A 26,692-nucleotide genomic window follows, 5' to 3' on the forward strand; every position below is an offset into this window, starting at 1 on the left:
GAACCACAGCGTTTTGTCGGTCGCCGTGGTTCCATCGGGTATGCAAGCGGTCCACTTCGCGAAACACGGCGATGCCGACGTACTCGAGTACGGCGAGGTCCCCGACCCCGAGGTGGGGCGGGACGAGGTTCGCGTCGACGTGAAGGCCGGCGCCCTCAACCACCTCGACGTGTGGACGCGCCGGGGACTGCCCGGCATCGACCTGGAGATGCCCCACGTCCCCGGGAGCGACGCCGCGGGTGTGGTCCGCGAAGTCGGCCCCGACGTAACCCGATTCGAACCCGGCGACCGTGTGACCGTCACCGCCGGCGTCGCCTGCGGCGACTGCGAGTTCTGCCGCCACGGCGACCCCTCCATGTGCGTCTCCTTCCACATCATCGGCGAACACGTCCCCGGCGTCCACGCCGAGGAGTTCGCGGTCCCCGAGGACAACCTCGTGTCCGTTCCCGAGGGCGTCGACTGGACGGTCGCGGGGTCGGCCTCGCTCGTCTTCGGCACCGCGTGGCGGATGCTGGTCGACCGCGCCGCCCTCGGCCCCGGCGAGTCCGTCCTCGTCCTCGGCGCCTCGGGCGGCGTCGGGCACGCAGCCGTTCAGATCGCCGACTACCTCGGTGCCGACGTGTTCGCCACCGCCAGCACCGACGAGAAACTCGCGGCCGCGGCGGACCTCGGCGCCGACCACACCATCAACTACGAGAGCGACGACTTCGCGAGCGAACTCCGCTCGCTGACCGACGGCCGCGGGGTCGACGTCGTCGTCGACCACGTCGGCGCGGCGACGTGGCGGGACTCACTGAAGAGCCTCGCGAAGGGCGGCCGTCTGGTCACCTGTGGTGCGACGACCGGTCCGAACCCCGAGACTGACATCAACCGCATCTTCTGGAACCAACTGGAGGTGATCGGCTCGACGATGGCCACCCCCGGACAGGTCGACGACGTCCTCGAACTCGTCTGGGACGGCACCTTCGAGCCACGAATCCGCGAGGTCCTCCCGATGAGCGAGGCCGCCCGCGCCCACGAACGCCTGGAGAACCGCGAGGGATTCGGCAAAGTCGTCGTCGTTCCGGACAGTGAGCGCTGACGGCGGTCCGGTCGTCGACCCGCGCGGGGATACACCGGACCCCGACGACGAACCCGCCGACGTCGGCTGGGCGGGGTGGGTGCTGGTCGCCGCCGTCGTCCTCGCCGTCCTCGTGATTCCCGGATCGGTGTATCTCTGGCCCGCCGGCGGGAGCGTCCTCGGCGCACACTACCGGACGGCCATGCTCGTCCTGCCGATGATCCCCGCGGTCATCCTCGGACTGGTCGCCGTCTGGTCCATGAAGAACCGCCGCTAGCGGGCCGCGAGCGGTTCGTGATAAATCCTGCCGACAAGACTTATACCATGTCGCATGGTAACGTGTACCGAATCGCATGTTCGAAGAGTTCTCCGCCGGCTACTACCTGGGACGGCTGTACGTCCAGCCCCACGACGGCGACCACGCCGTCATCCACCGGACGGACCACGAACGGATGAACGAACGCCTGTACGCCACGGGCGAGGGCGTCGAACGCCTCGACGCCCCCCTCGTGATGAAACTCGATGGGCGCCACTTCCCGGTGCTCGGCGAGGAGGGCGTCCCCTCCGGCACGCTCGGCCTCCCCCCGAGCGTCACCGAAACCGACCTCCCGGATCGCTGTGAGGTGTTTCTCGCCAAACCGGATCGCGCCGCCGAACTCCTGCGCTACTCGGGGTACGACCCCGGCGGCGCCACCGACGAGGCCGTCTGACCCCTTTCCGCTCCCCCGAGCCACAGGGTAGAAGACCCTGCCGCTCACTCGTGTGTCCATGCTCGACTCGTTGCTCGGGCGGGCCGAACTGAAGGCGCGCATCGAGGAACTCGAAGAGGAAAAGCGGCATCTCGAACGGCAACTCGACGCCGAGAGCGACCGCCGCGCCGACGCCGTGACCGCCCGACAGGCGGCCGAAGAGCGAGTCAATCGCCTCGAAGATCGGGTGGCCGACCTGGAGGGTCGCCTCGACGCCGACGTCGACGACGACACCCTCTCCCCGCGCGGCACCGCGGACCTCCGTGGCGACCGACTCGACGAGGTGATCGCCCGACTCCGCAGTTTCGAGACCGGTCCCGAGGGGGCGCTGACGGCGATGGTGGACGAGGGCGAGGCCGCGGCCGCCCGCGACGGGCGCCAGCCCCTCGACGACGGCACGACGACCGAGTCGACCCCCGGCGTCCCCGACGCCGTCGCCGACCGCCTCGGCGACCGCGCGACGCTCGTCGACCGCGCCGCACCCGCGCTCGTCTGCGTCGACGACGCCTCCCTCGTGAGCGTCGCCCTCGACCCACCGCTCGCGCCCGCTCCCTTCACCGAGTGGGGCGAGGGCTTCCGCCTCGACCCGGACTGGTTCCACCCCTCGGACGGCCTCACCGTCGCCCTGGTGCGCTCGGACCTGTTCGCCGTCGGACGCTACGCGAACGGCACCCTCGGCGACGTGGAGACGGTCGAGACGGACGTCAAGGGGAGCCACTCGAAGGGTGGCTTCTCGCAGGCACGGTTCGAGCGTCGCCGCGACGAACAGGTCGTCGCCCACCTCGACGACTGCCGGTCGGTCCTTGACGCCCGGGACCCCGACCGTCTCGTTCTCCTCGGGGAGGAGACGGTCCTCGACGACCTGGACCGCGACGCCGTCGCTACGGCGCCCGTCGACGCCAGCGGCGACCCGGCGACGGCGCTCGAAGACGCCGTCGACGCCTTCTTCACGACACGGCTGACGCTTCTGTAGCCGTCCCGGTCGCCGCCGTCTCGACGCTCACACCCGAGATGTAGTCGCCGTCCGGTCCGACGTAGAGTCCCTCGCGCCCGCAGTCGGTCGTGAGCGCACAGACGCGCGTCTCGGGCGGCCAGATCACCCGCACGGTCCCACCGGTCCGCTCGACGCTCGCGGTCTGTCGGTAGGTGACGGTCGTCCCCTGCGGGTCGACGAACGTGACGAGCAGGGTCACCTCGCTGACCCCCGCGGACAGCCGCGCACTCCCGCCGTCGTCGTGGTTCGTCACCGCCACGCCGTCGGCGCCGACGGTCCAGTTCACGGTCACCGGGCCGTCGACGCGGCCGACATCGTATCGGACGGTTTCGGCCTCCGTGACGACGCTGGCCTGCGCCCGGGTGGCCCGCGCCGGCACGCCGAGGGTCGTCGTCGCGGCCACGCGCTCGCCGCGTTCGACCGACAGCGGGGTGAGTGTCGGCGTCACCGGCTGCTCCGCGCCGGCCCACTCGCCCCGGTAGGTGAAGCGGTAGGCGCGGCGGTCGCCCGTCGCGTCCAGCGCCCGGTACCGTTCCTCGTCGCCCTCGTTCAGGACGTACACCACGTCGCCGTCGAACCCGGGGTCGTTGCGCAGGTACTGGAAGGGGTGGTGGAGCCAGTCGCCGTAGGGATCGGGGACGAAGACGACGGCGTGATCCAGCGACTGCTCGGTGACGGGCTCGTACGTCGCGGCGAGATTCTCGGTGCGAAGGCGGTTCTCCCCGTACGGCTCCCCGACCGCGTCGGCTCCCGCGACGCCGGCGACGCTCCCGCCCACGAGGAGCGCCAGCGCGAGGACGACCCGCCGCTGTCGGTCGTCGAGTCCGCGGGTCGCATCCCGGAGTCGCCGCCCGAGGGCGAGCGTTCCCGCGGCCGCGAACGCGGAGAGTGGCAGGAGGAGGTCGAAGTGGTAGTAGGGACCGAGTAGTCCGATCAGGCCGTTCTCTAGCCCGTTGAGCGTCCCCCAGAAGTAGGCGTTGCCGAGGACGACGACGGGGACGAGTCCGAAGACGAGGGCGCGGAGCGCGGGCGCAGACAGCGCGGGGTCGGTCAGGGCGTCGCGGTCGGTCGGCAGGGTCGCGAGGCCGACCAACGCGAGGAGGGTGCCGGCGGGACCGGCGACGGTCCACTCCGTCGTCAGCGTCCGGAGGAGGCGAACGGTCGTCTCGGCGGCGAGTACCGGCGTGTAGGTGCGGTCGTACCCCAGCAGTTCGTGGTGGCCGAAGCCCAGGCCATCGTTCGGGCCGAAGGCCTTGTACGGGAACAGGAGGGGGTCGCCGGTCACGACGGCGTTGTACGCGAGGGTGAGGCCGACGCCCGCCGCCCCGACACCCGCGACGGCGAGGAGGCGGACGACGGTCGGCCGAAACCGATCCGACCCTCGCGTCCACCACAGCGACCCGAGCGCGTGGGCGATAAACGGCGTCGCGAAGCAGACGGCCGTGTAGGGGCGAGCGAAGAAGGCGAGGCCGGTGGCGGCGCCGGCGACCAGCCCCCACCGCGGCGAATTCCGCCGCATCGTTCGGACGTAGGCGACGGCGAAGGCGAGGTTCAGAAGCGTCGTCGGGGCGTAGGGCAGGAAGACGGCCGAGGTGAACAGAAAGAGGGGCGCCCCGACGAGCGCGACGACCGAGAGCCCCCCCGTCCGACGGTCGAACGCCGCCGTCGTGAGCGCGTACACCAGCGCGGCGTTGCCGGCGGCGACGAGGCCGAGCACGAGGTTCGCGTCCCCGAGGAGTTTCCCGAGGGCGAAGACGCCCGCGGCGACGGGCGAGTACTTCGAGTAGTACCGGGGGTCGCCGCCCGCGGTGTCGGCGACGAAAAACCAGGGGCGTACCAGTTCACCGAGCGCGCCCGGGTGGAGGAAGAGCTTCCCCTCCAGCAACATGGCCGCCTGTGCGAGGTAGACGCCTTCGTCGTCGTTGACGGAGTGGTACGGAAAGAGGTCGACCGCAAGCCAGTAGACGACGAGACCCGCGAGGGCGACGAGGGCGGCGGCGAGGAGTCGTTCGCGTCGGGACCGCGAGACGGACACTATTCGGCCGCGTCGTCGGGGCGCTGGTCGCTCGGGAACCACGCGAGTTCGTGGTCGGCGTCGAGTTCGATCCGGACGCCGCTGTCGAGCGGGATGGACTCGTCGTGGTTGTGCATACACTGGACGGTCGTATCGTCGTCCAGACGGACCTCGTAGAGGATGGTCGGACCGAGGTAGCGACGCGCGACGATCCGACCGTCGGCGGCCTCCCCGTCGACGGGGACCGCCCGGATGTCGTCCGGACGGACGAGCACGTCGACCCGCGTCCGGTCGTACGTGCCGGCCAGGCCGTTGATCTGTCCGCGCGGGACGGGGCCCAGTCCGGTCGTCACCTCGTCCCCGTGGACGTAGCCGGGGAGGAAGCTCGCGTGGCCGAGGAAGCCGGCGACGAAGCGGGATTCGGGCTGCTGGAACACCTGCTCGGGGTCGCCGACCTGCTCGATCCGGCCGTCGTTCATGACGGCGACGCGGTCGGAGATGGACATCGCCTCCTCCTGGTCGTGAGTGACGGAGATGGCGGTCACGCCCGTCTCCTTGAGGATTCGTCGGACCTCCTCGCGCATCTGCACACGCAGGTCGACGTCGAGGTTCGAGAACGGTTCGTCGAGGAGGAGGACGGCGGGTTCGGGCGCGAGCGAGCGGGCGAGTGCCACGCGCTGTTGCTGGCCGCCGGAGAGTTCGTCCGGATAGGAGTCACCCTGCGCCTCGAGTCCCACGAGGTCGAGGAGTTCGTCGACCCGCGCCTCGCGGGCGTCGTCGTCCCAGTCTTCCAGGCCGAAGCCGACGTTCTCGGCGGCCGTCAGGTGGGGAAAGAGCGCGAACTCCTGGAACACGACGCCGACGCCGCGGTCCTCGGGGACGACGAAGTCGTCCGGCCCGGACACCGTCGCGTCGTTGAGCGCGACGCGGCCGCGGTCCGGTCGTTCGAGGCCGGCGATGAGCCGCAGGGTGGTCGTCTTGCCACACCCCGAGGGACCGAGGAGCGTGAGGATCTCTCCCTCGTGGACCGACAGCGAGAGGCCCTCGATGACCTTCTCGGTGCCGAAGTGTTTCTCGACCCCGTCGAGTTCGAGGACGGGGGCGTCCTCGCCCGCGGTGGTCGGCCGGTCGGTCGCTGCCTCGTGAGTCGCGTGCATCGTTCTATTTGACATCGTATCCCTCCTGTGAGAGTATCACCAGCATCGAGAGTCCGGAGACGACGAGCAGAATGAGCGCGGGCACCGCCGCGTGGCCGTAGTACCCAGCCTCGGTCGCCGTCCAGATGTGGGTGACGAGCGTCTTGAAGCCCGACGGCCGGAGCAGGAGCGTCGCCGGGAGTTCCTTCATGGTGGTGAGAAAGACCAGCGCAGCGCCCCCGAACAGGCCGGGGGCGATGAGCGGGAGCGTCACCGCGCGGAAGGCGCCGAACGAGGAGCGGCCGAGCGTCCGTGCCGCCTCGGGGAGCGCCGGGTTCACCCGGAGGAAGGAGGCCCGCATCGAGCCAACGGCCTGGGGCAGGAAGCGGATGACGTAGGCCGCCACCAGCAGATAGATGGTCTGGTAGAGGGGTCGCGCGTAGGACGTTCCGAGGTAGACGAGCGCGAGGCCGAGGACCACGCCGGGGACGGCGTAGCCGACGTAGGTCGCCCGCTCGAATGCCTCCGACAGCCGGGAGCGATATCCCGCCGCGAGGTAGGCGACGGGGAGTCCCGCGAGGGTGGCGACGAGCGCCGCTCCCGCCGAGACGCCGATAGAGTTGATGGCGTACTCGGCCCGGAAGGCGAGTGCGTTCCCCACGTCGGCGCCACCCTGGGCGAGCCAGGTCAGGAGGATACCGACCGGCACGAACAGGGCGAGGCCGGCGATGGCGACACAGCCCGCGGCGGCGACGTACTTCCAGCGCCCCAGGGGAACGGTCCCGCTGGTTCGGCCACCCTGCCGCCCGGCGTACAGTGGTTCGTTGCCGCGGACGTGCGACTCCAGGCCGAGGATCAGCAGCGTCACCGCGACGAGTTGCAGGGAGAGCAGCGAGGCGACGTCGCGGCCGAAACTCGTGAACTCGACGAAGATGACGCGCGTGAAGGCGTCGAACTGCATGATCGCCGGCGTCCCGAAGTCCGAAAGGGTGTAAAGGGCCACCAGGAGCGCGCCCGCAGCGACGGCCGGTTGGATCTGCGGGAGCGTCACCCGGCGGAAGGCCTCCCACCGCGAGTGTTCGAGCGTCCGCGCCGCGTCGATCAGCGTCGTGTCCAGCGACTTCAGCGCCGCACGGGTCGTGATGAACACGTAGGGGTAGGTGTAGAGGGTGACGACGAGGGCGGCGCCGGGGAAGCCGTAGATTTCGGGGAGGCGCTCGACGCCGAGGGGGGCGAGGAGCCGCTGGAAGGCCCCTTGCGGGCCGAACGCCGAGACGAAGGCGAAGGCGCCGACGTAGCTCGGAATGACGAGTGGCAGGGAGACGGCGACGGTGAACCCTCGGCGGAAGGGCAGGTCGGTCCGCACCGTCAGGTACGCGAGGGGCACCCCGATGAGGACGGACGCGACCGTGACGGTGACGACGAGGGCGGCGCTGTTGAGAAACACCTGCACTGTCGAGGGACTGGTGGAGATGGCGATGGCTTCCGCGAGGCCGACTTCGAGGGCGGTTTTGACCAGCCACACCAGCGGGAGGAGGACCGCCGCGGCGACGGCGCCGCTCGCTATCGTCGTCGGTAGCGGCAGGTCCTCGCTTCCGTCGTCGACGGTGTGCTGGTCGGTGGCCATGGGTGGTGTCAGAGCATGCCGACGTCGCGGAGGAGACCGACCGTCCCCTCCAAGTCGGACAGTTGGGTGAGGTCTAATCCCTCAGGGGGGTTCAATTCGTCGATACTGGGCAGGCGCCCGATGGGATCGACGCCGGGCACCAGCGGATACTCGAAGGTCTCCCGCGCGAAGTAGTCCTGGGCCTCCGCCGACAGCAGGTGGCTGACGAACGTCGACGCCAGATCGGGGTTCTCGGCCGTGTCGAGGACGGCGGCGCCGGCGACGTTGAAGATGGCGCCGGCGTCGCCCTCGGTGAAGGCCGTGGCGATGGGTGCGTCGGGTCGGCCGGCGAGCACCCGCTGGATGTAGTAGTGGTTCGCGAAGCCGGCGCTGATCTCGCCGTCCGCGACGGCCTGACTGACGAGGAACTCGTCGGCGTAGGAGTGTTGGAGGCCGAGGTCGAGCATTCCGTTGAGCCACTGCCGGGTGCGCTCCTCGCCGTTGAGGGCGCGCATCGCCGTGACGAACGCCTGGAACGAACTGTAACTCGGGGCACATCCGATGTCGTCGCGGAACGCCTCCGTCTCGGGGAACGCGAAGATGTCGTCTGGGATCTCGGAGTCGGAGAGTGCGTTCGTGTTGAAGGGGATCGTTCGCGCGCGTCCGGAGGTGCCGATCCACGTCCCGTCGGGGTCGTGGAACTGATCGGGCACCATATCGAGCACGTCGGTCGGGAGTTCGACCGTGCGATTCCGGTCCTTGAGCGCGCCGAGTGACCCGGCGTTGACCGAGAAGAACACGTCAGCGGGGCTGCCGTCACCTTCCGTCTCGATCTGGTTGACCAGTTCCGACGCGGAGTTGTACCGCGGCCGGACCGTCAGATCGGGGTAGAGATCCTCGATGAAGGAGACGAGACGACCGACGAGGGGTTCACCCCGCCCGGAGTAGAGGGTCAACTCGCCGCTCATGGAGGGCATCTCCGCCATCGAGACGCCGCCGGAGATGTCGCGCTCGCCGAACGGCGAACGACCGGAGCCGATCTGTCCGACGACGTCCGTTCCGCCTCCGCCTCCACTTCCGTCGGAGCCGTCTGACGATCCGCCGGACGATCCGCCGAGAATCCCGCTGCATCCTGCAATCGATGCCAGGCCCGCGGCGCCTCCGATCCGCAAGAGCCGACGGCGGGAGCTGCGACTGTCCTGCATACGTTGATTTAGGCCGCCCTAAAACACTTATACTTGCCGGTTCACGAAGTCGGGGACGCTCTCGGCCCGGCCAAACTGACCGCTGTCGGTCCCGGTAGTTCGCCGTGAGGTTCCGGCGATTTCTCGGTTCACAGCCCGTCAGTCGTCGGCCGGTACTGCGCGTTCGACCGGTCGGAGTTCGTCGAGACAGTCGAGCCAGTCGTGCATATGTTCCCCGACGTGCGCGAGGAACTCGCCGTTGCGGTAGTCGGCCTCCGCGTCGATCAGCGCGTCGGCCATCGCGGCGAAGGCGCTGGCGTAGGTGACTTCGCCGTCCGGTTCGGCGTCGTCGACCAGTTCCCACAGGTGCTCGTTGAGTTCCAGTCCCGCCACCTCGTTGTGCAGGTCGTCGAACGTGGAGCGCGGCGCCTTGTCGTGCCGGCAGAGCGGGTCGCCCGTCAGTAGCTCCTTCCCCAGTAAGTCCGCCGCGCGCTTGAGGAACACGCCGCTCCAGATGTCGTCGAACCGGCCGACGGCCCACTCGTTGTCGTCCATCGGCAACTGATAGAACGCCGGAATCACCTCGCGACGGAACGCGAGGTTCATCGAACAGACGGTGAGGTACTGGCCGGGTTCGACGACGAAGTCGGGGCCGAAGTCGTCGGCGGTCAGGCGCGTCTCGGCCTGTCCCTGCAGGTCGCCGTCCATCAGGATGCGCACCGCGTCCAGGTCGGGCACGTTCGTCCACAGACCCTGCGAGGCGATTACGTCGTCGACGTGGGCCGTCCCCGTCTCCACCGTCTCGTCCATCGCGGCGTAGGGGTAGCCCCGGGGGTAGAGGCCGTGGTCGTCGGCCGCGTGATACAGGACGTTGACCCAGTTCTCGTCCGAGCGCACCGACTCGACCGTCCGGTCGGCGTGCAGGTTCCGGAGGTGCGTCCCGAAGAAGTCGACGTCGTCGTGCGGTCGGGTGTCGTCGTCGATGAAGACGCCGTAGGGATGGTCGTGCGCCCAGAGGTACAGCAGGCCGAAACTCGTCTGGGCGTGGCTCCGGGCCGGGATCAGGTGTGCGTAGTCGCCGACGCCCCGGTCGGCCAGCCACGCCTCGCGTCGACTCCCGTCGAACACCTCGCCCGCGACGCCCAGGTCGTCGAGCATCGCGTCCATCTCCTCGGTCGGGCAGTGGTCCTCCGTCACCAGCACGAACTCCAGTCTGTCCGTGTCGAACCCGTGTCGATCCGCGTTCGTGACGTAGGACCGCACACACTCGTACTCCCTGATCGTCGGCACGACGACGCAGATGTCCTCGTTCATTGCTCACTCTTTCTTTAGGCTCACCTAAAATACCTGTCGCTCCGAACCGACGATATATATTTCTCGGTAGTCCGACGTAGGGAACATACCAACCGCTTTGTGTGGCAGTCGTCTCCGTCCTGTCGACTCGTTCGCCGACGGCGGCGACGTCGCCGACTCCAGCCATGTCCGGAACTGACGACACCGACGCCCCCGACCTCGACGACGCCGAGTGTTACCTGAATCGGGAGTTGAGCCACCTCGAATTCCAGACGCGTGTCCTTCACGAGGCCCTCGACGACCGGACGCCGCTCCTGGAGCGGGCGCGCTTTCTCGGCCTCTTCACCAAGAACCTCGACGAGTTCTTCATGAAGCGCGTGGGGGGGCTGAAACAGCAGATCGACGCCGGGGTGACCGAGCCGACGGTCGACGGACGGACCCCGCGAGAGCAGTGGGCCGAGATCCTCCGGACGGTTCGGCCCATGTTCGACCGACAGACCGACTGCTACCGCGAGGTGGTTCGCCCGGCTCTCGCCGAGGCCGGCATCGAAATCGTCGATCACGACGACCTCACCGCGGCCGAACGCGACCGGATGCGGGCGTACTTCGAGGAGTCCGTACTGCCGACGCTGACCCCGCTGGCGTTCGACCCCGCTCACCCTTTCCCCTTCATCTCCAACCTGAGCCTCTCCATCGGCGCCTACGTCCGCCACGAATCGTCGGAAGACCCCATCTTCACCCGCGTGAAGGTTCCGCAGAACCGGCCGCGACTCGTCCCCGTCGCGGAGGGGTCGCGGTACGTGCTGTTGGAGGACCTCCTTCGGGCACATCTCGACATCCTGATGCCGAACGTCGACGTCGTCGACACCGCCCTGTTCCGGATCACGCGCAACGCCGAGGTCAGGAACAACCAGGAGGTCGCCGAGGACCTGATCGAGGCCATCGAGGAGGTGATCGAACAGCGGCGGTTCGCCACCGCGGTGCGTCTGGAGATCAGTGCGGACGCGCCGCCGGCGATGGTCGACCTCCTGCGCGAGCAACACGACCTCTCCCCGGAGGAGGTGTTCCACCGGGCCGGTCCCCTCGACTACCGCGACTTCATGACGCTCACCGACCTCGACCGTCCCGACCTGAAACGGGAGTCGTGGTCGCCGCTCCCGCACCCACGGTTCGCCGAGGGACCGACCAGCGACGTGACCGCCACGGGGAGCGACGTCTTCGACGAGATCGCGCGCGACGACGTCCTCCTGCACCACCCCTATCACTCCTTCGAGGGGACGGTCCAGCGGTTCCTCGACGCCGCCGCCAACGACCCGGACGTCCTGGCGATCAAGGCCGCCATCTACCGCACCGCGAGCGACTCGCAGGTGATCCAGCGGCTGATCGACGCCGCCGACAACGGCAAGCAGGTCGCGGTGATGGTGGAACTCAAGGCACGCTTCGACGAGCAGAACAACCTCCAGTGGGTGCGCAAACTCGAGGAGAACGGCATCCACGTCGCCTACGGCACCGTCGGCCTGAAGACTCACACCAAGACCGCACTGGTCGTCCGCGAGGAAGCGGACGGCGTCTCGCTCTACTCCCACGTCGCCACCGGCAACTACCACTCGGAGACGGCCAAGGGCTACGTCGACCTCGGCCTGTTGACCGCCGACCGCGACATCGGACAGGATCTGGTGACGGTGTTCAACTTCTTCACCGGGCCCTCCCTCGACGAGGAGTTCCGCAAACTGCTCGTCGCACCGGTAACCATGCGCGAGCGCTTCACCGGGTTGATCCGCCGGGAGGCCGACCACGCCCGCGCCGGTCGTCCCGCTCGCATCGTCGCGAAGATGAACGCACTCGAGGATCCGGCCATCGTCGCGGAACTGTACCGCGCGTCGATGGCCGGCGTCGACATCGACCTGATCGTCCGTGACATCTGTCGTCTCCGACCGGGAATCGAGGGTCTCAGCGACACGATCGACGTCTACTCGGTCGTCGGCCGGTTCCTCGAACACTCCCGGATCTACTACTTCGAAAACGGCGCGGAGCCGTCGGACCCGGAGGCGGACGGCGCTCCCGAGTACTATCTCGGCTCGGCCGACTGGATGACCCGCAACCTCGACCACCGGGTCGAGGCCGTCGCGCCCGTCACCGACCCCGACGTCCGCGAGCAACTCCGGTTCGTCCTCGAAGTGATGCGCAACGACAACCGCACCTGCTGGACGATGAACGCCGACGGGAGCTACGACCAGCGGACGCCGGGCGACGACCCCGAGTGGGCGACACAGTCCATCTTGATGGACGCCGCCCGCCGGGCCCACGGCCGCGACGACGACCGGGGTCTCGACACCGACCACCCGGCCAGTCCCGGTGACCTGCTCGTGAGGCCCGCGTCGACGCCGGACGACGTGGACCGGCCGTCACCCGCCGCCGAGGACGGGGACTAGTCGGTCCCGCCCAGCGCGTCCAGCAGGACGACGGCGGGATCGGGTGCCAGCGGTTCGTTCGCGTTCCCGCAGTGGGGTGACTGGACGCAGGCCGGACAGCCGTCGGCACACCCGCAGCCGTCGATCATCCGCGCGGTCCGGGGGACGAGCGACTCGAAGCGCTCGTAGCCGCCGCGGGCGAGGCCGACGCCACCGGGGTAGCCGTCGTAAACGAAGACGGTGCTCGCGTCGGTGTGGTCGTGGTACGGCGTCGAGAGGCCGCCAACGTCCGCGCGGTCACAGAGCAGGTGGAGGGGAAACAGCGAGATCAGGCCGTGTTCGGCCGCGTGGATCCCGCCGTCGAAGTCGCCGACGGCCCGCATCTCCGCCGCCACGTCCGCCGGGACGGTGAAATAGAGCGCCGTCGTCGAGAGCGTCGTCTCCGGGAGGGTGAGCGTCTCGCGGCCGAGCGTCTTCCCCCGACTCGCGTCCCGACGCTCGTAGCCGGTCACCCGCTCCGTGACGGTCACGTCCGCGAGGTGGACCGCGGTGTCGGGCCGGGCCGCGAGCGTCGTCGACTCCCGGTCGCACTCGACCGTGATCGACTTCTCGGTCAACACCCGGGTGTAGTAGTCCGCCCACGTGGACTGGAGGGTCGCCACGTCCCGGTCCAGGTCGAGGTCCGTCACCTCGTAGGACTGGCCCTGGTGGTGGTAGATGGCGCCCGGGTGGGCGTCCCGAAGGGCGTCGCCGAAGCCGAGGGTGGCGATCACGTCGCCGTCCGCCAGCAGATCGACCGCCCGGTCGTCGACGCTCCGGAGGTTCGTCCCGTGCTGGGGGCTTCGGTCGTCCGCGTGGGTCCACCGGACGCCCTCGGCCGTCTCGCGGCGCTCCAGTCGGCCGGTGGCTTCGAGGTCGGCCACCACGTCGGGGAAGTCGCCACCGAAGCGGTCCCCGTCGTCCCGGGACAGCCAGTTCTCGGCCGCGGCGGCGGCCACGTGGTCGGGGAGCAGGTGGTCGTTCTCGGGGTCGACGGTCGCTCGCTCCGGATCGTCGGCGAAGAGGTCCTCGGGGTTCGCCATCAGGTACTGGTCGAGTTGGTCCTCGCCGGCGACGAGGGCGACGAGCGCGGGGTCCGCGCCCCGCCCCGCCCGGCCCGCGCGCTGGAACGCCGACATCCGGGTACCGGGGTAGCCGTCGAGGAGGACGGCGTCCAAGCCGCCGACGTCGACGCCGAGTTCGAGGGCGCTGGTGCTCCAGACGCCCTGGACGCGACCGCTGTGGAGGCCGTCCTCGACCTCGCGGCGGCGTTCGTCACGGAGCGAGGCCTGGTACGCCTCGATCCGCCCCGCCAGTCCGCGTTCGCCACGGTCACGGAGGGCGTCGGCGCTCTCGGTCGCGTAGCGCTCGGCGGTCTGACGCGCCCGGGTGAAGGCGAGGGTCTGGTGCCCGTCAGCCACGAGACGAGTGAAGAGACGCTTCGTCTCGACGTGGCTCGATCGGCGACGGCCCGATCCCCGGTCGCCCTCGTACTCGGGCGGGTTCCAGAAGAGCCAGTGACGCGGCCCCCGGCCGCTCGTGTCCTCGTCGACGAGGGCGAAGGACGACTCGGGTCGCCCGGTCAGGCGCGCCGCGTGTTCGACGGGGTTGCCGATGGTGGCCGAACAGCAGACGAACTCCGGATCGCTCCCGAACCGTTCACAGAGGCGCGCCAGCCGCCGGAGGACGAGCGAGACGTGACTGCCGAACACGCCGCGGTAGCCGTGAATCTCGTCGATCACGACCAGGTCGAGCGACGAGAACAGCCACTCCCACAGGCGGTGGCCGTGCGGGAGGAGGCCGTAGTGAAGCATGTCCGGATTCGAGAGCAGGACCGTCGGTCGCCGGTCCCGAACGTCCCGTTTCTCGGCCTTCGAGAGCCGGCCGGTGTAGGTGTCGACCGACACGCGACTCCCGAACCCCAGTCCGTGAGCGAGGTCCCCGAGGCTCTCGGCCTGGTCCGCGATCAGGGCGTTCTGTGGGCCGAGATACAGCGTACGCCCGCCGTGGTCCATCGCCCGTTCGAACGCCGGCACCGTGTACGCGAGGCTCTTCCCGCTTGCCGTCGGTGTCGCCAGTACCACGTCCCTCCCGGAGCGGACGGCCTCGATGGCGTCGACCTGGTGGCGATAGAGGCGGTCGATCCCCCGCTCTTCGAGCGCACTCGCCAGTCGCGGCTCGAGGTCACAGTCCGCGTACGTGGGGTCGCGCCCCGGACGGACGCGGTACTCCGCCACCTGTCCGTCCGCGGCCCGCGCCCGGAGTCGGTCGACGACGTCGTCCACGTTCCCGCTCGGGTCGGCCCGGCCAAACCGGTTCCGGTCGAATTTTGACGGTCGACACCCGTGTCCGCCCATGGACGACGGCGGCACCTACACGCTGATCCTCGCGCTCCCCCGGACGGTCGACATCGAGGTCGGCGCACTCGGTCGACACCGGTTCCCCGCGGGCGCGTACGCCTACACCGGGAGCGCCCTCGGGAGCGGCGGGTTCGCCCGGGTGGACCGCCACCGCCGCGTCGTGGCCGGCGAGCACGACACCCGCCACTGGCACGTGGACTACCTCTCCGGGCACGCGGCGACCGACCTGATGACCGTCGTCACTACCGACGGCGTCGACGTCGAGTGTGCCGTCGCCGACCGCCTGCCGGCCGGGCCGGTCGACGGGTTCGGCGCCTCGGACTGCGACTGTCGCTCCCACCTCGCCGCGGCGTCGTCGGTCGAGGACCTGACCGAGTGCGTCCGCTCGGCACATCGAACCGCCGGAGAGAAGTGACCACCACGACCGCCTGTCGGGCGACCGGGGGCACCCGGCCGTCGACGGATCCGGGCGAATCCGCCGGCGGTCGGGTGCCGGATCGGGAAGCGGGCCGGGCAACCCGCCACGACCCCGTGTGTCAGAGGCACCCCGGCGACCTACGTTACATGGATCGACGACTTCATGTTGTCGTCCGCCGAACCGGTCACCGACTGAGCAGTGATATATAATTGTTTTGTAGAAAGTCTTATGATCGACCGGATCGGCCCGCGCTCGGAGGGCAAGCGATGACCGACGAGTCGGCTGCGACGGTGGTCGCCCGGCGTCTCGATACGCTCCGCGCTCTCGACGCGGGGGCGGCGTCGAAGGTGACCATCGTGGACCGCGCCGGCGTCTCGCGGTCGACGGTCGACCGGGCGCTCCGCGAACTGGCGACCGTCGGGTTCGTGGCGTCGACGCCGGACGGGTACCGCCTGACGCTCCCCGGCCGACTGGCGCTCTCGACGCACCGACGGCAGGCCCGCCGGATGGACGCACTCGCCGACGCGGCGCCCGTCTTCGACGACGTCGAGGTTGGGTTCGACGTCGACCCGGCCGTCTTCGACGGGGCGACGCTGATCGAGGCGGAGCCGTACGCCCCCGCCCGCCCCGTGGCGGCCGTCGCCGACGTCGTCGGGCGTGCCACTCACGTCTCGGTGTACGCCGGTCGATTCCTCTCCCGGCACGCCCGACTCTACCACGACCGGATCATGTCGGCCGGTATGACCGCGTCGTTCGTCACGACTCCGCGAGTGCTCGAACGACAGGCGTCGGTCCACCCCGGCGACATGCGTGACGCCGTCGAGAGCGGCCGCGTCGCGATTCGCCGCACCGATCGGGACGACCCCGTGACGCTCGTCCTGGCGGAGACGCCGGATGGGCCGGAGATGGGGCTGGTCGTCTACCGTGACGACGGTCCCCGTGGCTTCGTCGGCAACGACGACCCCCTGGCGACCCGGTGGGCGCGCTCGTTCCATCAGCGGCTGTGGACGGCGGCGACGCCGTTCGACCCTACCTGAGCGCGGCGTCGAGTTTCTCCACCGGCGTGGGGGGGGCCGCCTCGTAGTGGTCGCCGAGTTGCGTCCGGCAGGAGGCACCGGGGGCGACGAGTTCCTCGCCCCGGCTCTCGTCCACCTGATCGAAGAGGATGGAGCCGATGGCCTTGCTCATCGAGAAGTGTTCGGCCTCGTAGCCGAACGATCCGGCCATGCCACAGCACCCGGAGTCGAGCGGATCGACCGCGTAGCCCGCCCGGCGCAACACGCCGACTGCGTGGTGGTCCTTGTTCGTCGACTTCTGGTGACAGTGGCCGTGGTAGGTCAGCGATCCGTCGGTCCCGCCGGTGTCGAGGGACTCGTCGAGGCGGAACGTATCGAGGTACTCCATGACGCCGTAGCTACCGTCGGCCACGGCGTCGACGTCCGTGCCGGTGAGAAGGTCGCGGTAGTCCGACTGGAACATCACGGCGTCGGAGGGTTCGACCAGGACGACGTCCCAGCCGTCGCGGACGCGGGGCGCGAGGGCGTCCACGTTCGTCGCCGCCTGCTCGCGTGCCTTCTCGAGGAAGCCCTTCGAGAACGGGGGCCGACCGCTGCCGGTCACGTCGCGGGGGATCCGAACGTGGACGTTCGCCGCCTCCAGCACCCGGACCGCGGCTTTCCCCGATTCGGGGTGGTTGTACGTCGTGTAGGCGTCCGGAAAGAGCAGGACGCGGCGGTCGGCCTCCGCCTCCGACACCAGACTGCCACCCCGGTCGTCGAACCAGTCGACGAGCGACTCGGCGTGGAAGGTGGGCAGGGAGCGCTCTTTCGCGATGCCGAGTGTCTTCTCCATCAGCGTGCGGGCACCCGGAATCTTCGCCGCCCAGTTCGAGAGCGGTGCCAGTGTCGACCCGAGTTCGTTCATCGCGTCGACGTTCGCGAACAGTTTGTCGCGCAGGCTGGCCCCGTGTTGCTGGTGGTGTTCGTGGGTCACCTCCGCCTTCAACTTCGCCAGGTCGACTTCGCTCGGACAGTCCTTCGAACAGCCCTTACAGCCGATACAGAGGTCGAGCACCTCGTGCATGAACTCCACGTCGGTGGCGTCGCCGTCCAGGTCGCCGCTCATCGCTTGCCGGAGCAGGTTCGCCCGCCCGCGGGTTGCGGTGATCTCCTCCTGACTGGCGCGGTAGGTCGGACACATCACGCCGCCGGTCGTCTCCTGTGGGCCGCGACAGCCGCCACAGCCGTGGCAGAGTTCGACCATACCCTGCATCCCGTTCTCGTTGTCCCAGTCGAGGGCGGGCGAGAAGCCGGCGTCGAACTCGTAGTCGGGGCCGAACCGGAGGTTCTCGGTCATATCCACGTCGCCACAGACGGTTCCCGGGTTCAGGAGCCAGTCGGGGTCGTACGCGGACTTCAGGTCGCGGAACGTCTCCCAGAGGCGGTCGCCGTACAGCTTCCGGTTCCACTGGGTTCGGGCGCGGCCGTCGCCGTGTTCGCCCGAGACGGAGCCGTTGTACTTCACGACGAGGTCGGTCGCGGCGTCGGCGATGGACTCCATCTGGGCGATGCCCTCGACCGTCTTCGTGTTGACCAGCGGTCGGATGTGGAGGACGCCCGGGCCGGCGTGGGCGTAGTAACTCGCGAACGTGTCGTGGTCGTCGAGCATCGCCTGGAAGTCCGCGACGTAGTCGGGGAGGTTCTCCGCGGGGATGGCCGTATCCTCGATGAACGCGATGTGTTTGGCGTCGCTGGTGCGGCCGAGCAAAATCGGCAGGCCGGACTTGCGCATCTTCCAGAACTTCGTCCGCGTCTCGGCGTCGTGGGCCTCCAACGCGTCCCGGGCGCGTCGCGGCGCGTCGGTCAGGGTGGCCGCCCCCTCGCTCGGGTCCGCGGCGGGCGTCCCGTCCGGGACCCGGTCGGCGATCAGGTCCGCGACCTTCTCCCGCCCTTCCTCGTCGCTCTCGGCGTAGAACTCCACGAGCAACACGGAGTCGGTTCCCTCGGGGAGGGTGCCGACCACGTCCGCGAACTCGGCCGTCTCGCGCGCCAGGTCGAGCAACACGTCGTCGAGGACTTCGACCGCGGCGGGGTCGTGCTCGAGGATTGGCGCCACGTCCTCCATCGCGTCGATCAGGTCGTCGTAGGTCAGCAGACCGATGGCCTTCGTCTCGGGGACGGGTTCCAGCGTGACGGTCGCCTCGGTGATGATCGCGAGCGTTCCCTCGCTCCCGGCGAGGAGGCGCGCGAGGTTGACCGATCCCGCCGCGGCCTCGTCGATCAGTTGGTCGAGGTTGTACCCCGAGACGTTGCGTTTCAGGTCCGGGTACTTCTCGCGGACCTCGTCGGCCTCCTCGTCGACGATGCGCGCGACTTCGGCGTAGATCCGCTCCCGGATCGATCCGTCCGGGTCGGCCTCGGCCCGCAGGTCGTCGAGGTCGACTTCGCCGAACGTGGTGACGGTGCCGTCGGCGAGGACCGCCTCGACTTCCTCGACGTAGGCGTCGGTCTTGCCGTACTTCAGGGAGTGTGAGCCGGTGGAGTTGTTGCCGATGGCGCCGCCGAGGACGCTCTTGTCGCCCCACGCGGGGTCGGGCGCGAACTTCAGGCCGTGCGGTTCGAGTTCGGCGTTGAAGTCGCCGAGTTTGACACCGGGCTGAGCGCGGGCGCGCCGCTTTTCGGGAACCATCTCGATCACGTCGGTCATGTGTCGAGAGAAGTCGAGGACGACGGCCTCGTTGACCGTCTGGCCGGCGAGGCTGGTGCCGCCACCGCGAGGGAGGACCGGCACCTCCCGGTCGGCACAGTACTCGACTACGGCGGCCACGTCGTCGGTCGAGGTGGGAAAGACGACGCCGACGGGCGTCATCTCGTAGGCGCTCGCGTCGGTGGCGTAGAGCTGTCGGGAGTAGTCGTCGAACCGTACGTCGCCCGCGATCAGCCCGTCCAGATCCGCGACCATCGCCGGCCGGTCGACGTCGTCGCTTCGATAGTCGTAATCGCCCGCCGACGCGGGATCGTCGGCGGAACCACCTGTCGTTGCCATTGGCGGCCTCTTGGTGTATGGCCGCATAAAATGGCGGGTCGTCGCCCGCCGACGAACACTGGCGGCTGTCAGTCGATGGGGGGTTCGCCACCGTGGGGTGGCGACTACCTCGGAACAGCCACCCCGACAGTATCAGAACACGCCGGGGAACAGCACGTAGCCGAACAGGAGTGTCAGGAGTCCGGTCGCCGTCGCGTAGTACGCGAGCGGGATGAGTTCGTAGCGAATGACTCGACCCTCCTCGCCGACGAGGCCGACGACGGCCAGCGCCGCCACGACGTTGTGGACGGCGATGAGGTTACCGATGGCCCCGCCCACGGCCTGTGCGCCGAGAATGATCGTGCGCGGGAAGCCGATCTGATCGGCCACGCCGTACTGGAAGGTGCCGAAGAGGATGTCCGAGACGGTGTTCGACCCCGCGAGGAAGGCCCCGAGGGCCCCGACGAGCGACGCGAAGAAGGGATAGACGCCGCCGGCGACGCCGGCCATCGCGTCCGAGAGGACGATCAACATCCCGTCGGTGCCGGTGGCGGTCCCGGACTGGAGCATGATCTGCACCGTCGCCACCGCGAACAGCAGCGCGATGACGGCGGGGGTGACTTTCTCGATAGTCTCACTCCAGGCGTCGGTGATCTCTCGGGTCGACATTCCGTGGATCGGGATGGTGAGCAGGTGGACCGCGACGAACACCGCGCCGGGGAGGTAAAGCACCGCGAGCGACCCCGACAGCGACGTGCCGAGGATCGATCCCCACTGCAGAACGAGGTTCGACTGCAGGAACGACGTCACCGGGTCGACGACGCGGGTGACGACCAGCAGTGCCGCGACGAGGGCGTACGGCGTCCACGCCTTCCAGAGGGGCATCGTCTGTACCACGCCGCCGTCGGCGGCGACGTTCGCGTCGCGGTTGGAGGACTCACCGGGCTGGATATCGCCGATCCAGTGGTCCGGCCACGCGGACTGCTCGGCGAAGTCCCACTCCTCGTCCGGATGGAAGAGGCCGGCCTTGAGCGCGCCGACCGTGACGAACAGGCCGGCCATCGCGCCGATCAGCCCGGGGAACTCCGGCCCGAGGAAGTACGCCGTCGCCCAGTAGGGCACGGCGAAGGACGCCCACGCGAACAGCGTGAGCGGCAACACGTCGAGTGCGGGCTTGATCGAGCGCTCCTCTCCGAAAAATCGGGTCATCATCGCCACGCCGATAAAGGGCAGCGCAGCGCCGACGACGACGTGGAAGGAGGCGGCCCACACGGCGATGTCTGCCACCCACGTCTCGACGGTCAGACCCTGGGCGGTGACGGTCGAGGAGATGACCTCCACGTCGGCGAAGATGTCGATCATCCCGATGATGAGCGGCGTCCCGACGGCGCCGAAGGTGATGGCCATCAGGTTGCCGGTGAGCGCGACCACGACGGCCGCGAGCGGCGGGAAACCGAGGCCGACGAGGAGGGGACCGACGATGGCCGCGGGCGTCCCGAAGCCGGCCGCCCCTTCGATGAACGACCCCATCAGGAAGACCAGCAGGACGACCTGTACGCGGCGGTCGTCGCTGATCGAGGCGAAGCCCTGGTTGATGGCGTCGAATGCACCGGTCTGTTTGAGCGTGTAGAGCAGGAGAATCGCTCCGAAGACGATCCACAGGATGCTCGCGGCGGTGATGAAGCCGTTGATGGTGGCGGCGCCGATCCAGGTCGGCGACATGTTCCACCCGAAGTAGCCGGCGCCGATGGCGACGACCCACGCGACGGGCATCGCTCGCGTCGCGGGCCAGAACCGCCCGACCATCAGGTACGCGATGGCCGCCAGCGGCAACACCGCGATGGCGATGTCGATGGCCGCCATCACGCCACCTCGCTGGCGGTGTCGACCGCCGTTCGGTTCGTCCCACAGTCGTTCGCTGATCGATCTGGCATCGTTCCGTGGCACCGTTTGCCCCGATATATATCCATCGTTCCTCGCTTTTCGTGATGGACACGGCGTGACTCGGGAGTAACCCACACGACGAATACGTTCGGGTAACCCGTGAATACGGTCGATCTGTGGGTTCTCGATGGGTTTTCACTCCGTTGTCCCGGAGCGTAAACACACGTGTGCAGTGGCAAGTACACTCGTGTGTGTTCGGATGTATACGTCTGCAAAGGCTTTTGTACTCGTGTGTAGTGGACTCCGACATGGGTGATCCGGACGGTCGTCCCCGGAACGACGACGGCCAGTACGCCGACCGCATCCCTCCGGAGGCGGTGTTGGAGGTGTTCGACGAGCGGACGGATCTGGGCCGCCCCCTCACCGCGAGCGACGTGATGGAGGCAGTGGACTGTTCGCGCCGGACGGCCCACAACAAGCTGGAGACGCTCGTCGACCGGGGGCGGTTGAAGACGCGGAAGGTCGGTGCTCGGAGCCGCGTCTGGTGGGTTCCGATGGAGCGCGGCACCGACCACGACCACGGCGACGACGGCCGACCCCTCGCCGTCGCCAACGCCATCGAGGAGGCGTCCCTCCCCGGGAGCGGACCGACGCTCGAAGCGCGGCGCGCGGCGCTTTCGGCCGCCTACGACTACCTCGCGGCCAACCCCGAAGCGAAGAAGGCCGACTTCCTCCGTGACGTCTACCACGACCACCCCGCCGGCTACGAGTCCGCCGAGTCGTGGTGGAACGCCATCCAACCGGCGCTGAAGGGTCTTCCCGGCGTCGATCCGCCGGCCGAACGGGGGCATCTCTGGCACTTCCTCGGCGGCGACTGACCGGTCCCTTTTTTTCGGGGCGCTCCCGAGTTCCACCGTTCCCAATGCGTACGCCGACGCCCAGCGACCGCCGGACGCCCCGCGGATTCACCTCCGCCCGTGGTTGACGACGGCGCGGACCCACCCGACGGGCGTACCGATTCCCCGAACTCGGGCCCGGGTTCGGACGCCGACGGTCCGGTGTACGCCTCCGAAGTCGAAGGCCGCCAGTACCGGGGGACCTGGTACTGCCCGCTGCCCTACGACGACCTCGATCGCGCGCCGGAGACGGCGGACTATCCGGACCGCGGGACCGGCGGGGCTTTCCGGCTGGCCGAACTGCCGCGCGTCCCTCGCGTCCGCCACGTCGTCGGTCCGAGTGCGATCATGCTCGGCGCGTCGCTCGGCAGCGGCGAGACGCTGTTCTGGCCGGGACTGATCGCTCGCCACGGCTGGGCCATCTACTGGGCGTTCTGGGTCGGCGTCTTCACCCAGTTCTTCGTCAACACGGAGCTCCAGCGCTGGACGCTGGCCACCGGCGAGAGCGTCTTTCGCTCCTACGTCCGTGTCCACCGCGCGTGGCCGTGGGTCTTCCTCGTTGCCGGTCTCCTCAGCCTCGGATGGCCCGGGTGGGCCGCCGGCGCCGCACAGGTCGCCGCCACCGCGACGGGCGTCGCGGGATCGACGATCCTCGGACTGCCTGCCTGGAAACCGCTGGCCGTCGGGCTGATGCTCTTGATCTGGCTCTCCTACCAGATGTCGTCGGTGATGTACAACGCCGTCGAGGCGTTCCAGATCGGCCTGTTGTTCGTCGCCATCGCCACGGCCGTCGTCCTCGCCGCCGTCAGCGGCGCGCTCCTCGAACTCGGCAACCTGCCGTCGGCGCTCGGGGGGATCGGGACGCTTCCGCCGGCGATGGACGTCGCCGTCTTCCTCGGCGGCCTCGCCTTCGCCGGCGCCGGCGGCTACCTCAACCTCTCACAGAGCCTCTGGGTCCGCGAGAAGGGCTACGCGATGGGTAACTATCAGGGCCGGGTCCACAACCCGTTCTCCGGCGACGACCCCGAACCGATACAGCGGGACGGGTTCGCCTTCCGCCCGACGGCGTTGAACCTGCGACGCTGGCGGGGATGGTGGAGAGTGATTCAGGTCGAACACTTGCTCACGTTCGTCCTCGGCCTCCTGCTGGTGGCGACGGTGCTGATGGCCGTCGCCAACCGCTATGCCCCCGGAACCGGGGCGAACGCCCTCGAGATGTGGCTCGACGAAATCGCGCCGGCGCTCGGCGGCCTCGGGGCGGTGTTGGTGTTCGTCCTCCTGTTCGTCGCGCTCTTTACCACGGAGTACGCCATCGTCGAGTCCTTCGTCCGCAACTCCGCCGACGCCGTCTACGAGGCCTTCGCGCGCGACGCCGGCTGGGACCTCTCCCGGCTGTTCTGGTGGCTGCTCACCGCTTTCACCCTCTGGGGGGTGATCGTCATCCTGCTCTTCTCGGCGCCGCTCGGCACCCGCGGTCCCTTCCTCCTCCTCGTCGTCGGCGCCGCCCTCTCCGGCGTGATGATGTGGCCCTACACCGTCCTCACGCTCCTCGTCAACACGACCCGGTTGCCCGAACACCTCCAGCCGGGTTGGGGACGGGTCGTCTCCCTCTGGTGGGCGTCGGGCTTTTACGGCTACTTCTCGGTTCTCCTGCTCGGCGAGACGGCGTCCGCCGCGGGCCTCGACACCCTCGGGACGGCCGTCGGCGTCGTCGGCAGTTCTCCCGGCGGGTACGCGCTCTGGATCGGGTACGCGTTCGTACAGGCGTACGCGGTGATCAAATCTACCCGTGCCAAGCGAGCCGCGACGGGCACCGTCGCCGCCGCCGACCGCACCCGTCCGTTCCGCTGACCGCGGTCGGTCCGGGACCGAAGCTACAAAGCCACCGCGTGCCAAACCCGTGGATATGGCTACCACGACTACGAATCCGACGCTGTCGACGTTCGAGGACGCCCTCGACGAACTCGGGGTCGACCTCACCCGGACGACGGTCGGCGAGTTCGCGGCGACTCTCGACGACGTCGTCCGCGACCCCGCAGTCGGCGTCCCCCTCCCTTTCGACGTCGAGTACCCCGACTGCGTGACGGTCGATCCGACGCCCGCCGACTTGGAGCGGGCGGCGACCGGCGTCACCCCCGCTTCCTTCGGCGTAGCCAACTACGGGAGTGTCCTGTTGCCCTCCACCGCCGACGGTGCGGAACCCGTCTCCCTCTATCCCGAACTCCACGTCCCCGTGGTCCGCGCGGGCGACGTGCTCCCCGACCTGCCCGAGGCGCTTGACCGCTTCGGCGACGCCGCCCGCGAGACCGATGCGAGCGCCATCGTCGCCACCGGTCCGAGTGCCACCGCCGACATGGGGAAACTCGTCCTCGGCGCGCACGGTCCCGAGGCGGTCCACGTGGTGATGCTCGATGAGTAAGGGTAGAGGCGACAAAGCCGCCGAGATCCGGCGGTTGATGGCGACCGAAGGTCCCGCCATCGAGGAGAACACCAAGGGCTTCAACCGGAAGCGCCAGGAGGCGGTCGCCGGTCTGGAGAACTACGAGGAACTCCGCACGCGCGTCCGAGAGATCAAAGAGGACGCCATCGACCGCCTGCCCGAACTGATCGAGCAGTTGCGCGAGTCCGTCGAGGACAACGGCGGGCACCTCTACGTCGCCGACGACGCCGCGGACGCGAACCGGTACATCCGGGACGTGGCGGCGGAGAACGACGCCGAGCGCGTCGTCAAGAGCAAGTCGATGACCACCGAGGAACTGGAGGTCAACGACGCCCTGCAGGAAGACGGCGTCGACGTGGTGGAGACGGACCTCGGGGAGTGGGTGGTCCAACTGGCCGACGAGACGCCTTCACATCTGATCGCTCCGGCCATCCACCGCTCCCAGGAGAGCATCGCCGACCTGTTCGAGACGGTGTTCGACCCCGAGGACCCACCCGAAACGGCCGACGAACTCACCTCCTTCGCCCGCGAGCGACTCGGCGAACTCATCCGCGACGCCGACGTGGGGATGACGGGTGCCAACTTCATCACTGCCGACTCGGGGACGATGGCCATCGTCACCAGCGAGGGCAACGCCCGGAAGTGCGCCGTCACGCCCGACACGCACGTCGCCGTCGCGGGCGTGGAGAAAGTCGTCCCCTCGACGGACGACCTCTCACCGTTCCTCGAACTGCTCGCGCGCTCGGGCACGGGGCAGGACCTCACGGCCTACGTCTCCCTGCTCACCCCGCCGGTCGACTCCCCGACCATCGACTTCGACGACGACGAGACGCCCCTCTCCGAGCGGGATTCGGACCGCGACTTCCACCTCGTACTCGTCGACAACGGCCGGATGGCGATGCGAGAGGACGACCAGCTCCGCGAGACGCTGTACTGTATCCGGTGTGGCCAGTGTGCGAACTCCTGTGCCAACTTCCAGCACGTCGGCGGCCACGCCTTCGGCGGCGAGACGTACTCCGGCGGCATCGGCACCGGCTGGGAGGCGGGAATCGAAGGCCTCGACACCGCCGCCGAGTTCAACGACTTCTGTACCGGCTGCTCGCGGTGTGTCAACGGCTGTCCAACCAAGATCGACATTCCGTGGATCAACACGGTGGTGCGCGACCGGGTGAACCGCGGACGGAAACCCGAAGGCTACGACTTCCTCGTCGAGGGGCTGACGCCGGACGAGGAACCCGGCGGTCTCGACCTCGACAAACGCCTCTTCGGCAACTTCGAGACGCTCGCGAAACTCGGGAGCGCGACCGCGCCCGTCTCCAACTGGATCGCCGACACCGCGCCCGCCCGGTGGGCACTCGAACGCGTCGCCGGCGTCGACGCCCGCCGCGACCTCCCCGAATTCCAGCGCGAGACCCTCGTCGACTGGGTCCAGAACCGCGTCTCGACCGTCGCCGACCCGACCCGCGAGGTGGTCCTCTACCCCGACGTCTACACCAACCACGTCCAAGTCGAACGCGGCAAGGCGGCGGTTCGCGCGTTGGAGGCCCTCGGCGTCTCGGTGCGGGTGCCCCCGATTCGGTCCAGCGGTCGCGCCCCGCTCTCGCAGGGGATGATCGCCACCGCCGAGGAGCACGCACACGACGTGTACGGCCACCTCGCCGAACACATCGACGCCGGGCGTGACGTGGTCGTGATCGAACCGTCCGACCTCGCGATGTTCGACCGGGAGTACGACCGGTTCCTCGCCGAAAACTCCGCCGAACGCCTCCTCGAGAACAGCTACGAGATCATGGAGTACGTCTACGGCCTGCTGGAGAACGGTGCGGACGCCGACGCCCTCCGCGGCGGGGAGGGCCGGGAGATCGCGTACCACGCTCACTGCCAGCAGCGGACGCTCGGACTCGAAGCGCACACGACGGCCGTCCTCGGTGATCTCGACTACGACGTGGTCACCTCCGACGTGGAGTGTTGTGGGATGGCCGGCTCCTTCGGCTACAAGGACTCCTACTACGAACTGAGTATGGACGTGGGCGACGACCTGGCCGAGCAGTTCTCGACCCCCGAGACCCGCGACCGGACGGTAGTCGCGAGCGGCACCTCCTGTCTCGAACAGCTGGACGCCCTGCTCACCCGGCCGACACAGCACCCGATCGAACTGATCGCGCCGTAACGGCCGAGAGTCGTC

Annotated in this window: 19 protein-coding genes; 11 read left to right on the plus strand and 8 right to left on the minus strand. The window is 69.0% G+C overall.

Going from position 1 to position 26,692, the window contains the following annotated elements; translation table 11 throughout:
* Positions 1-40: 40 nt before the first annotated feature.
* The 4 genes from V8686_RS06385 to V8686_RS06400 all read left to right on the plus strand — a co-directional run bounded on the left by V8686_RS06385 (position 41) and on the right by V8686_RS06400 (position 2,782).
* Positions 41-1,081, plus strand: a complete 1,041-nt coding sequence (locus V8686_RS06385; protein WP_379703122.1) for a zinc-binding dehydrogenase — start codon at positions 41-43, stop codon at positions 1,079-1,081.
* A complete protein-coding gene (locus V8686_RS06390) occupies positions 1,071-1,337 on the plus strand; it encodes a hypothetical protein (RefSeq protein WP_379703123.1) in 267 nt (88 codons plus the stop codon). The genes V8686_RS06385 and V8686_RS06390 overlap by 11 nt, the downstream gene beginning before the upstream one ends.
* Before the next feature lie 76 nt (positions 1,338-1,413).
* On the plus strand, positions 1,414-1,770 hold the full coding sequence (locus V8686_RS06395; RefSeq protein ID WP_379703124.1) for a DUF5802 family protein: 357 nt from the start codon (positions 1,414-1,416) through the stop codon (positions 1,768-1,770).
* 58 nt (positions 1,771-1,828) lie between these two features.
* Positions 1,829-2,782, plus strand: coding sequence for a Vms1/Ankzf1 family peptidyl-tRNA hydrolase (locus V8686_RS06400; RefSeq protein WP_379703125.1), 954 nt, complete (start codon positions 1,829-1,831; stop codon positions 2,780-2,782).
* On the opposite strand, the gene V8686_RS06405 is transcribed toward V8686_RS06400, so the two are convergent.
* The 5 genes from V8686_RS06405 to V8686_RS06425 all read right to left on the minus strand — a co-directional run bounded on the left by V8686_RS06405 (position 2,757) and on the right by V8686_RS06425 (position 10,057).
* Positions 2,757-4,838, minus strand: a complete 2,082-nt coding sequence (locus tag V8686_RS06405) for an ArnT family glycosyltransferase (RefSeq protein WP_379703126.1) — start codon at positions 4,836-4,838, stop codon at positions 2,757-2,759. The genes V8686_RS06400 and V8686_RS06405 overlap by 26 nt on opposite strands.
* Positions 4,838-5,989 carry an ABC transporter ATP-binding protein gene (locus V8686_RS06410; RefSeq protein WP_379703127.1) on the minus strand — a complete coding sequence of 384 codons (1,152 nt, stop codon included), beginning with the start codon at positions 5,987-5,989 and terminating at the stop codon, positions 4,838-4,840. The genes V8686_RS06405 and V8686_RS06410 overlap by 1 nt, the downstream gene beginning before the upstream one ends.
* On the minus strand, positions 5,979-7,580 hold the full coding sequence (locus tag V8686_RS06415) for an ABC transporter permease (protein WP_379703128.1): 1,602 nt from the start codon (positions 7,578-7,580) through the stop codon (positions 5,979-5,981). The genes V8686_RS06410 and V8686_RS06415 overlap by 11 nt, the downstream gene beginning before the upstream one ends.
* Before the next feature lie 8 nt (positions 7,581-7,588).
* Positions 7,589-8,764: an extracellular solute-binding protein gene (locus tag V8686_RS06420; RefSeq protein WP_379703129.1), complete on the minus strand. Its 1,176-nt coding sequence runs from the start codon at positions 8,762-8,764 to the stop codon at positions 7,589-7,591.
* Positions 8,765-8,902: 138 nt separating this feature from the next.
* On the minus strand, positions 8,903-10,057 hold the full coding sequence (locus V8686_RS06425; RefSeq protein WP_379703131.1) for an alpha-1 4-glucan-protein synthase: 1,155 nt from the start codon (positions 10,055-10,057) through the stop codon (positions 8,903-8,905).
* A 164-nt stretch (positions 10,058-10,221) separates the two neighbouring features.
* Here V8686_RS06425 and ppk1 point away from each other — a divergent pair, with 164 nt between their 5' ends.
* Positions 10,222-12,468, plus strand: a complete 2,247-nt coding sequence (gene ppk1, locus V8686_RS06430; protein ID WP_379703132.1) for a polyphosphate kinase 1 — start codon at positions 10,222-10,224, stop codon at positions 12,466-12,468.
* Here the strand turns inward: ppk1 and V8686_RS06435 are convergent.
* The gene (locus V8686_RS06435) at positions 12,465-14,771 is read right to left on the minus strand and encodes a DEAD/DEAH box helicase (RefSeq protein WP_379703133.1); all 2,307 of its coding nucleotides are present in this window, start codon (positions 14,769-14,771) and stop codon (positions 12,465-12,467) included. The genes ppk1 and V8686_RS06435 overlap by 4 nt on opposite strands.
* Positions 14,772-14,841: 70 nt before the next feature.
* On the opposite strand from V8686_RS06435, the gene V8686_RS06440 reads away from it, so the two are divergent.
* Together V8686_RS06440 and V8686_RS06445 are read left to right on the plus strand one after the other, a co-directional pair.
* Complete coding sequence (locus tag V8686_RS06440; RefSeq protein ID WP_379703135.1) at positions 14,842-15,261, plus strand: GIY-YIG nuclease family protein; 420 nt, start codon at positions 14,842-14,844, stop codon at positions 15,259-15,261.
* A 269-nt stretch (positions 15,262-15,530) separates the two neighbouring features.
* Positions 15,531-16,301, plus strand: coding sequence for a helix-turn-helix transcriptional regulator (locus V8686_RS06445; RefSeq protein WP_379703136.1), 771 nt, complete (start codon positions 15,531-15,533; stop codon positions 16,299-16,301).
* Here the strand turns inward: V8686_RS06445 and V8686_RS06450 are convergent.
* Positions 16,294-19,308, minus strand: a complete 3,015-nt coding sequence (locus tag V8686_RS06450; protein WP_379703137.1) for an FAD-binding and (Fe-S)-binding domain-containing protein — start codon at positions 19,306-19,308, stop codon at positions 16,294-16,296. The genes V8686_RS06445 and V8686_RS06450 overlap by 8 nt on opposite strands.
* A 132-nt stretch (positions 19,309-19,440) precedes the next feature.
* Entirely contained in the window at positions 19,441-21,150 is a 1,710-nt protein-coding gene (locus V8686_RS06455) for an L-lactate permease (protein WP_379706491.1), read from the minus strand.
* A gap of 329 nt (positions 21,151-21,479) precedes the next feature.
* On the opposite strand from V8686_RS06455, the gene V8686_RS06460 reads away from it, so the two are divergent.
* The 4 genes from V8686_RS06460 (at position 21,480) to V8686_RS06475 (ending at position 26,677) form a co-directional block, all read left to right on the plus strand.
* The gene (locus V8686_RS06460) at positions 21,480-22,049 is read left to right on the plus strand and encodes an ArsR family transcriptional regulator (RefSeq protein ID WP_379703138.1); all 570 of its coding nucleotides are present in this window, start codon (positions 21,480-21,482) and stop codon (positions 22,047-22,049) included.
* Positions 22,050-22,148: 99 nt separating this feature from the next.
* Complete coding sequence (locus tag V8686_RS06465; RefSeq protein ID WP_379703139.1) at positions 22,149-23,918, plus strand: Nramp family divalent metal transporter; 1,770 nt, start codon at positions 22,149-22,151, stop codon at positions 23,916-23,918.
* A 55-nt stretch (positions 23,919-23,973) separates the two neighbouring features.
* Positions 23,974-24,486 (plus strand): LUD domain-containing protein, encoded by a 513-nt coding sequence (locus V8686_RS06470; protein WP_379703140.1) that lies wholly within the window; start codon positions 23,974-23,976, stop codon positions 24,484-24,486.
* Positions 24,479-26,677 (plus strand): LUD domain-containing protein, encoded by a 2,199-nt coding sequence (locus V8686_RS06475; protein WP_379703142.1) that lies wholly within the window; start codon positions 24,479-24,481, stop codon positions 26,675-26,677. The genes V8686_RS06470 and V8686_RS06475 overlap by 8 nt, the downstream gene beginning before the upstream one ends.
* The last annotated feature ends 15 nt before the right edge of the window (positions 26,678-26,692 follow it).

This window comes from Haloplanus litoreus (assembly GCF_045690335.1).
GTDB classification, from domain to species: Archaea; Halobacteriota; Halobacteria; order Halobacteriales; family Haloferacaceae; genus Haloplanus; species Haloplanus litoreus.

Excerpts from the sequence above, each read along its gene's own strand:
- V8686_RS06385 (WP_379703122.1), top strand. The coding sequence starts at position 41 with ATGCAAGCGGTCCACTTCGCGAAACACGGCGATGCCGACGTACTCGAG.
- V8686_RS06395 (WP_379703124.1), top strand. The coding sequence starts at position 1,414 with ATGTTCGAAGAGTTCTCCGCCGGCTACTACCTGGGACGGCTGTACGTC.
- V8686_RS06400 (WP_379703125.1), top strand. The coding sequence starts at position 1,829 with ATGCTCGACTCGTTGCTCGGGCGGGCCGAACTGAAGGCGCGCATCGAG.
- V8686_RS06410 (WP_379703127.1), bottom strand. The coding sequence starts at position 5,989 with ATGTCAAATAGAACGATGCACGCGACTCACGAGGCAGCGACCGACCGG.
- V8686_RS06415 (WP_379703128.1), bottom strand. The coding sequence starts at position 7,580 with ATGGCCACCGACCAGCACACCGTCGACGACGGAAGCGAGGACCTGCCG.
- V8686_RS06420 (WP_379703129.1), bottom strand. The coding sequence starts at position 8,764 with ATGCAGGACAGTCGCAGCTCCCGCCGTCGGCTCTTGCGGATCGGAGGC.
- V8686_RS06425 (WP_379703131.1), bottom strand. The coding sequence starts at position 10,057 with ATGAACGAGGACATCTGCGTCGTCGTGCCGACGATCAGGGAGTACGAG.
- ppk1 (WP_379703132.1), top strand. The coding sequence starts at position 10,222 with ATGTCCGGAACTGACGACACCGACGCCCCCGACCTCGACGACGCCGAG.
- V8686_RS06440 (WP_379703135.1), top strand. The coding sequence starts at position 14,842 with ATGGACGACGGCGGCACCTACACGCTGATCCTCGCGCTCCCCCGGACG.
- V8686_RS06445 (WP_379703136.1), top strand. The coding sequence starts at position 15,531 with ATGACCGACGAGTCGGCTGCGACGGTGGTCGCCCGGCGTCTCGATACG.
- V8686_RS06450 (WP_379703137.1), bottom strand. The coding sequence starts at position 19,308 with ATGGCAACGACAGGTGGTTCCGCCGACGATCCCGCGTCGGCGGGCGAT.
- V8686_RS06455 (WP_379706491.1), bottom strand. The coding sequence starts at position 21,150 with ATGGCGGCCATCGACATCGCCATCGCGGTGTTGCCGCTGGCGGCCATC.
- V8686_RS06460 (WP_379703138.1), top strand. The coding sequence starts at position 21,480 with ATGGGTGATCCGGACGGTCGTCCCCGGAACGACGACGGCCAGTACGCC.
- V8686_RS06470 (WP_379703140.1), top strand. The coding sequence starts at position 23,974 with ATGGCTACCACGACTACGAATCCGACGCTGTCGACGTTCGAGGACGCC.
- V8686_RS06475 (WP_379703142.1), top strand. The coding sequence starts at position 24,479 with ATGAGTAAGGGTAGAGGCGACAAAGCCGCCGAGATCCGGCGGTTGATG.